We start from the raw sequence: 14,177 nt of genomic DNA on the forward strand, positions 1-14,177 counted from the left end.
CATGGTAAACCCCAGGCAACAAGGCTTTTCGCTCGTTGAGCTGATGGTGGCCATGGTGCTCGGGCTGCTGATTGTCGCTGCGGTGCTGCAGACATTCCTGGCCGGCAAGCGTTCTTATGAAATGCAGGAAGACCTGTCCCGCATTCAAGAAAATGGGCGCTTTGCGATCGAGTTTCTTACCAGGGATATTCGTCAAGCTGGCTTTTGGGGCTGCTTGGGTCCGGACTCGATTCCAAACAATCACCTTAAAGACAAGAGCAATCCGCTTTACGGCTTTACTGGTTCTGTTTCCGGCGCGGAGAGCAGCGATTACACCGCAGAATTTGCCAATGATAAAAGTGTAACCGCGGACCGGATCCTGCTTGGCGGCGGCGGGGTGGATAGTTCATCGCCTATCCAAGTGACCCGCAAGAAGTCTCCTAACCCCTCAGAAAGTACCCAGGTCAGTAAAAATTCAGGAATAGAAGACGAAGACATTATCGTTATCACCGACTGCAAGACTGCCGATATTCTTCAAGTGACGGGTGTGAATACATCCAGTTCTCAGTTTGACGGCCTGACCCATAATCAAGCGCCCGGCTATGACCCGGGGAATGATGGCAGTGTCGACATGTCCACCGACTACCACGGCGCTCCTGTCTCCAATATTTTTAAGCTGAATAATCGCATCTATACCGTCAGTCTGGCCAAAAGCTCAGGTGAGCCGGCCCTGTACCGCAATGGCGAAGAGCTGGTGGAAGGCATTGAAAGTATGCAGTTCCTCTACGGCGTGGTAAGCGGGGGAAATATGTCGTACCTGCCTGCAGACAGCGCGAATATGGATGATGTGGTCAGTGTAAAAGTCAGCGTCCTCGCCAGGGGTTTTGGAAACGTAGCGAACGAACCCGTAACCTTTCAGTACAACGATGGAACATCATCAGCTGCAATTTCTTTTACCGCAAAATCAGGTGACCGCCGTTTGCGTAAAGTTTTCAGCTCGACAATCGCGCTGCGCAACCGGTTGGACTAGGCAAAATGGTGAGCAAATTGCCCATGATTCAGATGCTTCGATATCAGCAAGGGGCAACCCTTATCGTCACCATGATCTTCCTGGTGCTGCTGACTTTTCTCGGCGTCAGCACCATTCAGGATACCGCGTTGGAAGAGAAGATGGCAGCCAATATGCGGTTTAAAAACATGGTATTTCAGGATGCCGAAACGGCCTTGCGCGAAGCAGAGGAGCTTTTATCACAACCTGCTCCGCTGAGTGTTGATGCTAACGACTGGCTCTATGATGACGGTTACCCGTTCGGGGTATTCGACAGTTGTGCCTCCACGGGTGCCTCTTGGGCTTCCGCTTCTGCATCCAATGCAACGGTAAAATCCTGGTATGTAGCTCAGGAACTGTCTGTACTGGGCACCAGCGACAGTGCGGAAGTAGGTGTCGCTCAAGATGAGCAGAAGCTTTACCGGATCACTGCCTGTGCGCGCAGTGACAATACTTCAGCTTTGGTGGTGCTGCAGAGCACCTTCAGCCGCTGATTTAGAAGGGGAGTCGATTATGTATCAGCGTGTAATGATGGCTATTGGTGGCATGGCCCTGGCAATGCCCGGCTGGGCTGATCTTAGCTTTATGACCCCGACGGCCAGTTCCGGTGTCGCTTCCGGGCAAGCGGTAACGTCCAATACGACGCGGCTTCAGAAGGACAACCTGCTCTATCAGGCGCGTTTTAGCGTTGGCGTCGCAGGCGCTAGCGATTCGGTGGACTGGACCGGAGACTTGCTGGAGTTTGAGATTAAGCAAACGGGTAGCGTTTCGGCAGCCAATGCATCAAAGCGAGCGACTGCCTATCTTGACGATGATTTATTGTTTTCTCTTGACGATCGCAAGGTCTATACCATCGATGACTCCGGCTCCGGGCAGGAATTTGGTGAAGGTGCCTTTTTACCCGCAACGGTTGTTGAGTTATCTCCGACTGTTTCCGTAGCGGCCAGCTCGTTGGCCGAGTATATCAAGGGTGCCCATGATTCTGAGGAGTCCTCTGGTGGAACCGGTAACCTCCGGTATCGAAGTTCAAGACTGGGAGACATCATCAACTCGGCTCCCCAGTATTCGGGTAACCTGAACTTCGGTTATCACGCCTTGAGTGGCGGAACCCCGGATATTGGCAATCTGTACACCGACTTCGTCAGCACGGGGGCCTCCGCAACCCGGCCAGGCATGATTTATGTCGGAGCCAATGACGGGATGCTGCATGCGTTCAACGCCGAAGCAGATGCACTGAAAGAAGAGTTTGCCTTTATCCCTCGTACAGTCATTCCTGCCCTCGCCTCTTTGGCTTCGCCCAGCTATGAGCATCGCTATTACGTAGACGGTACCCCCAAGATTGCGGATGCGTTTGGTGGCAGGCTTGGTGAAACTAAATGGAAAACCATTTTGGTCGGGACCACGGCCGCTGGCGGCTCCGGTGTATTTGCGCTGGATGTCACGGAACCAGAGAGTTTTGGTGCAGGCTCGGTGCTGTGGGAGCACAATTCGGATTCTCTTGGCGAGCTTGGGTATACCCTGGCCCAGCCATCCATCGCTATGTTGCCGGATAACGATACCAACGATAGCAATAACTCCTGGGCGGCCATTGTGGCCAGCGGCTACGCCGATACGGCCAGTACGGGGGGGGGCTCCAATGAGGGCGTTCTGTATCTGATCGATGTGTTTTCCGGGGACACGATTGCTTCTGTGGCAACGGAGTCGGATCATGGCCTCTCTACGCCCTTGGCAATCGATTCAGATGGTGACCTTGCTGCTGATATTATCTATGCAGGCGACCTGTCGGGGAAACTCTGGAAGTTTTTCTTTGACGAAACGGCGCCCACTGGCACCGAGTGGAAAGTGCTTGAGCTTTTCGATGCCGGGCAGCCCATAAGTGCGAAACCCCAAGCGGTTAAATTCCGTGACCTGGGTGTCGTTCAAGATGGTTTTATGGTGCTGTTCGGCACCGGGCAGTATTTTCTAGAAGGGGACGAGGTGGCGGTTGCAGGTAGTGCCAGTTCCGCTTCGCCTTATGCGTTCTATGGAATATGGGATAAGAATGACGGGAAATCGGCGCCGACTTCCCTGACGACTCAGACTGTAACGGCGGAGGGAAGGGTCATCTTGAGCGACGGCACGGAGGGGCCGGAGGTACGTGTTACCTCCAACAGTTCGGCCAACTCCACCAGCGGATGGAAGCTTGAACTGAAAAGTTATGAGGACTCTGACTCATCACAGGTATTTCAGGAGCGGGTGGTGTCAGAGGCGGTGGTTCGGAATGGACGGGTGATTTTTTCCACATTGATCCCCAACGGAAAGCCTTACGACGGAACCGGCTGGATGATGGAGGTTGACGTTTTTTCCGGCGCGCGGCTGGACGACGTGCCTTTTGATCTGAATGATGACGATCAGTTTAATGATAAGGACAGGGTCAAGGTGAAAGGCAGTGGTGAAATAGAGGCCGGTGGCAGCGGCAACTTGATGGCGGTTTCCGGCATGAAGTCAACAGTAGGACTGATCTCCACGCCGAACGTGGTTTCGGCATCTAACAAGGAATACAAACATCTCAGCGGATCTAGCGGGGATATTCAGACGGTGGTGGAATCGACGGATGGGGCCACTTTCTCCAAAGGTCGTCAATCTTGGCAACAACTAAAATAGGGGAGGCTTTCAAGCCTGTGAGCCACAAAAAATCAAACGATGCTGTAAAGCAGTTCGGCTTCTCCCTGATCGAGCTGATGATCGCGGTGGCTATTCTCGGCATAATCGCGGCGATTGCCTATCCCTCGTATACTGAGTACGTGAAGAAATCCCGCCGGGCCGATGCCCAAGGGGCGCTGGTCTCCTTCGCCGGGGCAATGGAGCGGCACTTTACCGTTAATGGCAGCTACTGTGGGGCCGGCAGTGACGCCAACTCCGAGTGTGGAAATAATTCAGCTGGTGCTCCAAAAATCTTTCAAGCTTGGGCGCCGACTGACACCCCTGCTAAATCGAGCGCGTTTTACGAGCTCAAAATAGTATCAGTTGCACCTTCGAGCTTTCAGCTCGAAGCCTCTCCGATTAACTCTCAGCATGGTGACGACTGCGGAACCCTGACCATCACCCACACCGGTGCACGCGGCGCGGCCCAGAGCGGCTGCTGGCCCTAAGAAGCCGCCCGCCTAAATCCGTCTATACTCCAAAGGCCCGCAACGCGGGCCTTTTTGCGTCCAGGGATGGACGTATGCCGCGGAGACAGGACGTCGGCAGCGGTATGCGTTGCACGGATGGACGGCCGAAAACTGCTCCTGAGTTTTCGGCACTTTCGCCATCCATGTCGGGCGTATGCCGCGGAGACAGAACGTCGGCAGCGGTATGCGTTACACGGATGAGACGCAGTCAACGGATCTGACTGGAGAACACAACATGCGCAAGGATCGCGCGGCGCCTTTGCGGGCGCAGCTTTTTCCGCCTCGTCGGAATCAAGGTTTTACCCTCAACGAACTGCTGTTGACCCTCGGAGTGATCACCCTGGTCTCCACCCTGGGGATGGGCAGCTTTCAACGCTATATAGGCGATGTTCGCGCCGACACGGTGATTCTCAACCTGCGCACGGCGCTGATGCTGGCCCGCAGCGAAGCGATCAAGGGAACTGGCTCGGTGGTGCTGTGCCGGCGCAAGCCCGGTCAGGATCAATGCGCCGGCAGCAGCGCCAAGAACAAGCTCTTCTGGGACAGTGGCTGGCTGGTGTTTGCCGACGCCGATGAGAACAAGCTGTTCGATGGCGATGATCGCCTGATTCGCCAGTTTCCACCCCTCGATGAGAGCTTTGCCCTGAAGTGGAATCGCGGAGACTACATCGCCTACGAGGGGGACGGTTCGCTGGACTCCAATAACGGCACCTTCTGCCTGGGCAGTCGCCACCTGGACGGGATCGAGCGCGAGCTTGCCATCCCCCATACCGGCCGGGTGCGGGTCACGGCCGGCGAGTGCAGCTATACCCTGCTGCCCTGATTTCCTTGTTTTGCGCCGGGTGCTCGCCTAAGGTGCGGCCTTCAGGTGGCCGGGGAGGGGCGATGAAACAGGCGGATGTGATTGTTGTCGGCGGTGGGGTGATGGGGCTGTTAACGGCCCGGGAGTTGGCCGCCGCCGGCGCCCGGGTCCGGGTGCTGGACAAGGGACCGCTGGTCGGCGAGGCCTCCTGGGCGGGCGGAGGTATCGTCTCACCCCTCTACCCCTGGCGTTATTCCGAGGCCGTCACGGCCCTGGCTTCCTGGTCCCAGGGCTGCTACGAGCGCCTGTGCGAGGCGCTGATCGAGGAGGCCGGCATCAGCCCCGAGCTGCGGCAGAAGGGGCTGCTGATGCTGGCGGTGGAGGATGCCGCCGAAGCCCTGAGCTGGGCGCAAGCGCATCAACGTCCCCTGGCCCCGATTGATGCGGATGACATCTACCGCCTGGAGCCCCGGCTTCCTCCCGGGCTTGAGCGCGCGCTGTGGATGCCCGAGGTCGCCAGCGTGCGCAATCCCCGCCTGGGTCAGGCGTTGCAGCGCAGCCTGAGCCGTAATCCCCGGGTCAAACTGGAGCCGGGGACGCCGGTGGAGCGCTTTCGGGTGCAGGGTGGTCGGGTGGCGGGGGTCGAGACGCCTGAGGGATGCCTGTGCGCCGATCAGGTGCTGATCACGGCCGGGGCCTGGAGTGGTGAACTGCTGGCCGGGCTCGGGCTCTCCTTGCCGGTGGAGCCGGTGCGGGGGCAGATGCTGCTCTTCAACACGCCGGGCGATCTTATCGACCGGGTCATCCTGCGGGATGGCCGTTACCTCATTCCCCGCAACGATGGGCGTATTCTGGTTGGTAGCACGCTGGAATACACCGGGTTCGACAAGGCGCCCACGGAGCCGGCCTACCATAGCCTTAAACAGTCGGCGCTAACGATCCTGCCCGCGTTGCAGGACTGTCCGGTGGAGGCCCAGTGGGCGGGGTTGCGCCCGGGGGCGCCCGGCGGCGTGCCCTATATCGGCCGGTTGGCCCCCTTTGAAAATCTTTTCATCAATGCCGGGCACTTTCGCAATGGCCTGGTGTTGGCGCCGGCGGCTTGTCGTCTGGCGGCAGATCTTCTCCTGGACCGTTCCCCGCTACTGGATCCAGCTTCCTATAGCCTGGAGGCTCTGCGTCCGGAAGCGCCCCGTTAGACTGAGGGCTGGTTGCCAGAGGGGTGCAAAAAAGGAGCCGGGCGGCTCCTTTTTTGTGCATGCGGGAGTGGGACAGAAGAACTGGCCCTAGAGCTCGTCAAATGCCTGGGCGTAGCCCGGAAAGTTCTTCGCCAGCACGGCCCTTGAGTCAGCGGCCAAATCGTTCATGCCCAGCTCCTCGTAGGCGGCCACCATGATCGCCAGGGCGGCGGGGACCGAGGGCGTCTGCTGGTAGTTTTCAACCACGTAGCGCCCCCGGTTGGCGGCGGCGATGTAGGCGTTGCGCTTCATGTAGTAGCGGGCCACGTGGATTTCGTAGGCGGCCAGCTGGTTGCGCAGAAACAGCATCCGCTGGCGGGCATCGGGGGCGTACTGGCTGTTGGGGTAGCGGCTGGTGAGGGTGCTGAAGTCGTTGAAGGAATCCCTGGCCGCGCCGGGGTCGCGCTGGGAGGCGTCCGTGGGCAGCCAGCGGTCCAGCAGGTCGCTGTCCGCTTCAAAATTGGCCAGCCCCCTCAGGTAATAGGCGTAATCGATATTTTCGTGGTCGGGGTGCAGGCGAATAAAGCGGTCGGCTGCCGCCTTGGTCTGTTCCGTCTGGCTGGTCTTGTAGTAGGCGAAGATCAGCTCCAGCTGTGCCTGTTCCGAGTAGCGCCCGAACGGGTAACGGGATTCGAGCTGCTCCAGCTTGTCGATCGCCAGCTGGTAGTTGGGCAGCTCCATGGCCTCCATCGCCTCGGCGTAGAGCTGGGGTTCGGGAATGTCAAAGCTGTCTGAATCGATGCCGAACAGCGAGCAGCCTCCAAGCAGCCCGAAAAGGGTGATCAGAAGCGAAGATCGAAGCGTGCGCATAGGACGTCAATACACCTGTTAATGACGGGCAGGCCGAGGATGGCTGCGCCGGCGAACATAAGCGAAGGAAACCGGGCCGATATTTAACCACAGCGGCGCGGCTAAGGCCAAAGCCCTGTCGCCCCATGCCGTGCCGGGGGGCGCCGCTTTCGGGTATACTGGTCGATTAACCAATGATTCGACCTGCAAGGAATTTCATGTCTCAAGAGATCAAGCTTTCCATACCGGTTCCCACAGAGTTGGGGGGGTATCGACTGGACCAGGCGGTGGCGCAGATGTTTCCCGAATATTCCCGCTCCCGCCTGCAGAGCTGGATCAAGAGTGGCGAGTTGCAGGTGAACGGTGAGACGCGCCGGCCCCGGGACAAGCTGCTCGGCGGCGAAGAGGTGCGTATTCACGCCGAGCTCGAGAGCCAGGAACGCTGGGAGCCCGAAGCCATCGCGCTGGATATCGTCTATGAAGACGAGGCAATCCTGGTGCTGAACAAGCCCGCGGGGCTGGTGGTGCATCCGGCGGCGGGGCACAGCGGCGGCACCCTGCTCAACGCGCTTTTGCACCACGCCCCCGAAGTGGGCACGGTGCCCCGGGCCGGTATCGTCCATCGCCTTGATAAGGACACCACCGGACTGATGGTGGTGGCCAAGACCCTGGAGGCGCAGACGGACCTGGTGGCCCAGCTGCAGGAGCGGGCCATGGGCCGTGAATACGAGGCGGTGGTCTGCGGCGTGATGACCGGCGGTGGCAGCGTCGATGAGCCTATGGGGCGTCACCCCAAGCAGCGGCAGAAGATGGCGGTGCACCCGATGGGCAAGGACGCGCTCACCCACTACCGGCTGCTGCATAAATATCGCGCCCATACCCACGTGCGGCTCAAGCTGGAGACCGGACGAACTCATCAGATCCGTGTCCACATGGCCCATATCCACTATCCGTTGGTAGGCGATCCCCTCTACGGTGGCCGCTTCCGCCTGCCCAAGGGCATCAGCCCGGAGTTGCGCGACGCCCTGCGGGGATTCAAGCGCCAGGCCCTTCATGCCCGCCAACTGACCCTCTGGCACCCGGTCAAGGATCATGAAATGAGCTGGGAGGTGCCGCTGCCGGAGGATATGCAGGACCTGCTGCAGGCGCTGGCCGAGGACGCCAAGACCCTGGAACGGTACTGAGGCGATGCTGCGGGAGGCCGATCTGATCATCCCCCAATGGCCGGCCCCTTCCCGGGTCCGTGCCCGGGTGACCACCCGCGCCGGTGGGGTGAGCGAATCCCCCTTCGATACCCTGAACCTAGGGGGGCACGTCGGTGATGCGCCGTCGGCGGTAGCGGAAAACCGTCGATACCTTCAATCGCTGCTCGGCGATTCGGTTTGCTGCCACTGGATGGAGCAGGTGCACGGCACCGGGGTGTTCCGCTGTGATGGCCAAGATCCGGCACGGGTGGCCGAGGCCGACGCCGCGGTCGCCACCGAGCCCTATCGCGCGTGCCTGGTGATGACGGCAGACTGTCTGCCGGTGCTGTTCGCGGCCCGGGACGGCAGTGCCGTGGGGGCCGCGCACGCCGGCTGGCGCGGTTTGGCCAATGGCGTCCTGGAAGCGGCCCTGGCGTCACTGCCAGTGAAGGCGTCGGAGGTCTTGTGCTGGCTGGGGCCGGCCATCGGGCCGGCGCATTTTGAGGTGGGCGAAGAGGTCCGCGAGGCCTTTACGACCATCGATCCGGCTGCCACGCACTGCTTTCTTCCCGGGCAGGCGCCGGGGAAGTGGCTGGCCGACCTTTACGCCCTGGCCCGGCTGCGGCTGGGGCGGGCCGGCGTTACCGGCGTCTACGGCGGCGATTTTTGCACCTATGCCGAGCGCCGGCGCTTCTACTCCTACCGCCGGGACGGGCGCACCGGGCGTATGGCCAGCCTGATCTGGCTGGCCGACGAAGCCTAGGCGGCTTCCCAGTCCAGGATCACCTTCCCCGAGCGCCCTGAGCGCATCACCTCGAAGCCCTGCTGAAAGTCGTCGATGGCGAAGCGGTGGGTGATGATCGGCGAGAGGTCGAGGCCGGCCTGGATCAGGCTGGCCATCTTGTACCAGGTCTCGAACATCTCCCGGCCATAGATGCCCTTGATGGTCAGCCCCTTGAAGATCACCTGGGACCAGTCGATGGCCATGTCGGCGGCGGGAATCCCCAGCATCGCGATCTTGCCGCCGTGGTTGATCTTCTCCAGTGCCATGCGAAAGGCCGAGGGCACGCCGCTCATCTCCAGGCAGACATCAAAGCCCTCGGTCATACCGAGCTCGGCCATGACCGCCCCGATCGACTCGTCGTTGACGTTGACCACCCGGGTGGCCCCCAGTTTGGCCGCCAGTTCCAGCCGGTAGGGATTGATGTCGGTGATCACCACGTGTCGGGCGCCGGCGTGGCGGGCCACCGCGGCGGCCATGATGCCAATGGGCCCCGCGCCGGTGATCAGCACGTCCTCGCCGACCAGGTCAAAGGCCAGCGCGGTGTGCACCGCGTTGCCCAGCGGGTCGAAAATGGCTGCCAGGTCATCGGATATGCCTTCCGGAATCTTGAAGGCGTTGCCGGCGGGAATCACCAGGTACTCGGCGAAAGCGCCGGGCCGGTTGACCCCCACCCCGATGGTGTTGCGGCACAGGTGGCGCCTACCGGCCCGGCAGTTGCGGCAGTGACCGCAGGTGATGTGGCCTTCGCCGGAGACCCGGTCGCCGATGGCAAACCCTTGGACCTCCTGGCCGATGGCGGCAACGGTGCCCACGTACTCGTGCCCCACGGTCATGGGGACGGGGATGGTCTTCTGCGACCATTCGTCCCAGTTGTAGATGTGAATGTCGGTGCCGCAGATGGCGGTCTTGCGGATTTTGATCAGCAGGTCGTTGTGACCGATTTCGGGAACCGGGCTGTCGTGGAGCCAGATGCCGGGTTCGTGATGCAGTTTGGCCAGGGTTTTCATGCTGCGGTATTCCTATAAAGCGGATTCGGCTAAATCAGGTTCAGGGTCTTGCCGACACGGGTAAAGGCGTCGATGGCCCGGTCCAGGTCCTCGAGGGTATGGGCGGCGGACATCTGGGTGCGAATGCGGGCCTCGCCCCGGGGGACTACCGGGAAGGAGAAGCCGATCACGTAGATGCCTTCCTTGAGCAGGGCATCGGCAAAACGGCCGGCGAGGGCGGCATCGCCGATCATCACCGGGATGATCGGATGATCGGCCCCGGCCAGGGTGAATCCGGCCGCCGTCATCTGTCGGCGAAAATAGGCGCTGTTGTCCTGCAGGCGCTGGCGCAGATCGTCACTCTCCTCGAGCAGCGCCAGGGCTTCCAGGGACGCGCTGACGATGGCCGGGGCCAGGGAGTTGGAAAAGAGGTAGGGACGCGAGCGCTGACGCAGCCAGTCGATGACCGCCTTTTTGCCGGCGGTGTAGCCGCCGCTGGCGCCGCCCAGTGCCTTGCCCAGGGTGCCGGTAAGGATGTCCACCCGGTCGATGACGCCGTGGTGCTCGTGGGTGCCGCGACCCTTGGCGCCGAGAAAGCCCACCGCGTGGGAGTCGTCCACCATCACCAGGGCGTCGTACTTGTCCGCCAGGTCGCAGATGGCCGGCAGGTTGGCGATCACCCCGTCCATGGAGAAGACGCCGTCGGTGGCGATCAGGCGGAAACGGGCATCCTGGGCCTCGATCAGGCGCTGCTCCAGCTCGGTCATGTTGTTGTTGGCGTAGCGGTAGCGGCGCGCCTTGCATAGGCGCACCCCGTCGATGATGCTGGCATGGTTGAGGGCGTCGCTGATGATGGCGTCCTCGGCGCCGAACAGGGTCTCGAACAGACCGCCGTTGGCGTCAAAGCAGGAAGAGTAGAGGATGCTCGCCTCGGTGCCGAGAAAACCGCCTAGGCGCTGTTCCAGCCGGTGGTGCATATCCTGGGTGCCGCAGATGAACCGCACCGAGGCCATGCCGAAGCCTCTCTCGTCCAGGCCAGTCTTGGCCGCTTCGATCAGTCGCGGGTGGTTGGCCAGTCCCAGGTAGTTGTTGGCGCAGAAATTCAGGACTTCGGCGCCGGACTGAACCCGGACGTGGGCCTGCTGGGCGGAGGTGATCTCGCGCTCGTCTTTGTACAGGCCCTGTTGGCGCAGGGTTTCAGTTTCCTGGGCCAGGTGATGGTAAAAGTCGGCGCGCATGAAAAGCTCCTTCAACAATCCGGCTGGATAAAAATCCAATATATAAGAATTGCGCCTATGCTAGTCCTGGGTAGAGGGTGGCGTCAATGGTATGCAGGATAAAAATTCTGTATGTTGGAAAAGCAGTGCAATGCTTCTCTCCCTTACAACCATAGTTCGCCTTGAAGTTTCCCGGGGTGGCCGCATCTTTATAAGCAACACGCCGCCGACCATCCGGCGCCCTGCCGATCCCGGCGGAACTTTTTCAGAGAGGGTTTCCCCATGCGAATGGACCGACTGACCAGTAAACTTCAGGAAGCGATTGTCGACGCCCAGTCCCTGGCTGTGGGCCGTGACCATAACCTGATTGAACCCGTACACCTGGCGTATGCCCTGCTGGAGCAGAAAGGCGGCAGTATCAAGCCGCTACTCGGCCAGGCCGGCTTCGACGTGGACAAACTGCGCCGCGGGATGGAGAAGATTCTCGACGGCTTGGCCACCGTGCAGCACCCCGATGGCGAAGTGAGCATGTCCCCGGCCCTGGGCAAGGTGCTCAACCTGGCCGACAAGTACGCCCAGCAACGCAAGGACCAGTACATCTCCAGCGAGATGGTGATGCTGGGTGCGATGGAGGACAAGGGGCCGCTGGGTGATCTGATGCGAGCCAGCGGGGGCAGCCTGGAGAGCCTCAAGGCGGCCATCGATAAGGTGCGCGGCGGGCAGTCGGTGGGGGATCCCAACGCCGAGGAGAGCCGCCAGGCCCTGGAGCGCTTCACCATCGACCTCACCGCCCGGGCTGCCAGCGGCAAGCTGGACCCGGTGATCGGCCGCGACGACGAGATCCGCCGCGCCATCCAGGTGCTGCAGCGGCGGACCAAGAACAACCCGGTGCTGATCGGCGAGCCGGGGGTGGGTAAGACCGCCATTATCGAGGGGCTGGCCCAGCGCATTATCAACGGTGAGGTGCCCGAGGGGCTCAAGGACAAACGGGTTCTGGCCCTTGATATGGGCGCGTTGATCGCCGGCGCCAAGTACCGGGGCGAGTTCGAGGAGCGGCTGAAGTCCGTGCTCAACGAGCTGGCCAAGGAGGAGGGGCGTATCATCCTGTTCATCGACGAGCTGCACACCATGGTGGGGGCCGGCAAGTCGGAAGGGGCCATGGATGCGGGCAACATGCTCAAGCCAGCGCTGGCCCGGGGCGAACTGCACTGCGTCGGCGCCACCACCCTGGACGAGTACCGCCAGTACATCGAGAAGGATGCGGCCCTTGAGCGCCGCTTCCAGAAAGTGCTGGTGCTCGAGCCCACCGTGGAGGACACCATCGCCATTCTGCGGGGGCTCAAGGAACGCTACGAAATCCACCACGGGGTGGTGATCAACGACTCGGCGATTATCGCCGCCTGTCGCCTGTCTAACCGCTACATCACCGACCGTCAGTTGCCGGACAAGGCGATTGACCTTATCGACGAGGCGGCCAGCCGCATCCGCATGGAGATGGACTCCAAGCCCGAGTCCATGGACCGCCTCGAGCGCCGCTTGATCCAGCTGAAGATGGAGCGCGAGGCGCTGAAGAAAGAGAGCGACGCGGCGTCGCGCAAGCACCTCGAGGAGCTGGAAGAGGTCATCGCGTCCGTGGAACGGGAATACTCCGATCTGGAAGAGGTGTGGAAAACCGAGAAGGCGGCCCTGCACGGCTCCCAGAAGGTCAAGGAGCAGCTCGACCAGGCTCGCCAGGATATGGAGGTGGCCCGCCGGGAGGGCAATCTGGCGCGCATGTCCGAGCTGCAGTACGGGGTGATTCCGGAGCTCGAGAAGCAGCTCGACATGGCCAGCCAGGCGGAGATGCTCGACACCAAGCTGCTGCGTAACAAGGTCGCCGAAGAGGAGGTGGCCGAGGTGGTCTCCAAGTGGACCGGTATTCCGGTCTCCAAGATGCTGGAGGGTGAACGCGAGAAACTGCTGCGCATGGAAGAGGCCCTGCACGAGTGGGTGGTGGGGCAGGACGAAGCGGTGGTGGCGGTGGCCAACGCCGTGCGGCGTTCCCGCGCCGGCCTTGCCGATCCTAACCGGCCCAACGGTTCGTTTCTGTTCCTGGGCCCCACCGGGGTGGGTAAGACCGAGCTGTGCAAGTCCCTGGCGCGCTTTCTCTTTGACACCGAGGAGGCCATGGTGCGCATCGACATGTCCGAGTTCATGGAGAAGCACTCCGTGGCCCGGTTGATTGGTGCACCTCCCGGCTACGTGGGGTATGAGGAAGGGGGCTACCTGACTGAGGCCGTGCGCCGGCGCCCCTACTCAGTGTTGTTGCTGGACGAGGTGGAGAAGGCCCACCCGGATGTCTTCAACGTGCTGTTGCAGGTGCTGGAAGACGGCCGTCTCACCGATGGTCAGGGACGTACCGTGGATTTTCGCAATACCGTGGTGGTCATGACCTCCAACCTCGGCTCGGACATCATCCAGGGCTACAGCGACGACCAGGACTACGGGCAGATGAAGGATACGGTGATGGAGGTGGTGGGGACCCATTTCCGTCCGGAGTTCATTAACCGGGTCGACGAGGTGGTGGTGTTCCACTCCCTGGGGCGCGATCAGGTGCGTGGCATCGCCCGTATTCAGCTGGAGCGGCTCGACCAGCGCCTGACCGAGCGGGAGCTCTCCCTGGAGCTCAGCGACGGGGCCCTGGACCTGCTGATGGAGGCTGGCTTCGACCCGGTCTACGGGGCGCGGCCGTTGAAGCGGGCGATTCAGCGTCACGTGGAGAACCCACTGGCCGAGGCGATCCTTTCCGGCGATTATCTGCCAGGGGACCGCATACTCGCGGGGGCAGAGGACGGGCGGATCCAGTTCCGCAAAGCCTGACCCCCACCGGGGTGCTCTTTAAGGAGCACCCCGAATCCATGATGCTCCCCTGTAGCTATCCGCGCAAAACCGTCACGAGGGCTTTTTCCCCACCACTGCTGGCGGCCCCTGCATAATTCTTCTAGCTTTATTCCGAAAGGGC

The 14,177-nt window shown here is 61.2% G+C and carries 12 protein-coding genes; 9 read left to right on the forward strand and 3 right to left on the reverse strand.

From position 1 onward, the window contains the following. Position 1 precedes the first annotated feature (1 nt). From JGZ97_RS06090 to thiO, 6 genes are all read left to right on the forward strand, one after another. Complete coding sequence (locus JGZ97_RS06090; protein ID WP_207061723.1) at positions 2 to 1,009, forward strand: PilW family protein; 1,008 nt, start codon at positions 2 to 4, stop codon at positions 1,007 to 1,009. Positions 1,010 to 1,032: 23 nt separating this feature from the next. Further along, positions 1,033 to 1,521 carry a PilX N-terminal domain-containing pilus assembly protein gene (locus JGZ97_RS06095; RefSeq protein ID WP_207061724.1) on the forward strand — a complete coding sequence of 163 codons (489 nt, stop codon included), beginning with the start codon at positions 1,033 to 1,035 and terminating at the stop codon, positions 1,519 to 1,521. Positions 1,522 to 1,540: 19 nt separating this feature from the next. Further along, positions 1,541 to 3,670, forward strand: coding sequence for a pilus assembly protein (locus tag JGZ97_RS06100; RefSeq protein ID WP_207061725.1), 2,130 nt, complete (start codon positions 1,541 to 1,543; stop codon positions 3,668 to 3,670). A gap of 17 nt (positions 3,671 to 3,687) precedes the next feature. Further along, positions 3,688 to 4,158 (forward strand): type IV pilin protein, encoded by a 471-nt coding sequence (locus JGZ97_RS06105; RefSeq protein WP_370584017.1) that lies wholly within the window; start codon positions 3,688 to 3,690, stop codon positions 4,156 to 4,158. A 256-nt stretch (positions 4,159 to 4,414) separates the two neighbouring features. Then, complete coding sequence (locus JGZ97_RS06110; RefSeq protein ID WP_207061726.1) at positions 4,415 to 5,002, forward strand: GspH/FimT family pseudopilin; 588 nt, start codon at positions 4,415 to 4,417, stop codon at positions 5,000 to 5,002. 62 nt (positions 5,003 to 5,064) lie between these two features. After that, entirely contained in the window at positions 5,065 to 6,177 is a 1,113-nt protein-coding gene (gene thiO / locus JGZ97_RS06115) for a glycine oxidase ThiO (protein ID WP_207061727.1), read from the forward strand. Positions 6,178 to 6,264: 87 nt separating this feature from the next. Here the strand turns inward: thiO and JGZ97_RS06120 are convergent, their stop codons facing one another. After that, positions 6,265 to 7,026, reverse strand: coding sequence for an outer membrane protein assembly factor BamD (locus JGZ97_RS06120; protein WP_207061728.1), 762 nt, complete (start codon positions 7,024 to 7,026; stop codon positions 6,265 to 6,267). Between the two features lie 197 nt (positions 7,027 to 7,223). Between JGZ97_RS06120 and rluD the strand changes: the two genes are divergently transcribed. After that, complete coding sequence (gene rluD, locus JGZ97_RS06125) at positions 7,224 to 8,189, forward strand: 23S rRNA pseudouridine(1911/1915/1917) synthase RluD (RefSeq protein WP_207061729.1); 966 nt, start codon at positions 7,224 to 7,226, stop codon at positions 8,187 to 8,189. Between the two features lie 4 nt (positions 8,190 to 8,193). After that, positions 8,194 to 8,952, forward strand: a complete 759-nt coding sequence (pgeF, locus tag JGZ97_RS06130; RefSeq protein WP_207061730.1) for a peptidoglycan editing factor PgeF — start codon at positions 8,194 to 8,196, stop codon at positions 8,950 to 8,952. Here pgeF and tdh read toward each other — a convergent pair. Both tdh and JGZ97_RS06140 read right to left on the reverse strand, forming a co-directional pair. Then, on the reverse strand, positions 8,949 to 9,980 hold the full coding sequence (gene tdh, locus JGZ97_RS06135) for an L-threonine 3-dehydrogenase (RefSeq protein ID WP_207061731.1): 1,032 nt from the start codon (positions 9,978 to 9,980) through the stop codon (positions 8,949 to 8,951). The two genes, pgeF and tdh, sit on opposite strands and share 4 nt — an antisense overlap. Positions 9,981 to 10,009: 29 nt before the next feature. Next, complete coding sequence (locus JGZ97_RS06140; RefSeq protein ID WP_207061732.1) at positions 10,010 to 11,197, reverse strand: glycine C-acetyltransferase; 1,188 nt, start codon at positions 11,195 to 11,197, stop codon at positions 10,010 to 10,012. A 261-nt stretch (positions 11,198 to 11,458) separates the two neighbouring features. Here JGZ97_RS06140 and clpB point away from each other — a divergent pair, with 261 nt between their 5' ends. Then, complete coding sequence (gene clpB / locus JGZ97_RS06145) at positions 11,459 to 14,035, forward strand: ATP-dependent chaperone ClpB (protein WP_207061733.1); 2,577 nt, start codon at positions 11,459 to 11,461, stop codon at positions 14,033 to 14,035. Positions 14,036 to 14,177: the final 142 nt, after the last annotated feature.

Source organism: Motiliproteus sp. SC1-56, from assembly GCF_017309075.1.
Classification (GTDB): Bacteria; Pseudomonadota; Gammaproteobacteria; order Pseudomonadales; family Balneatricaceae; genus Motiliproteus.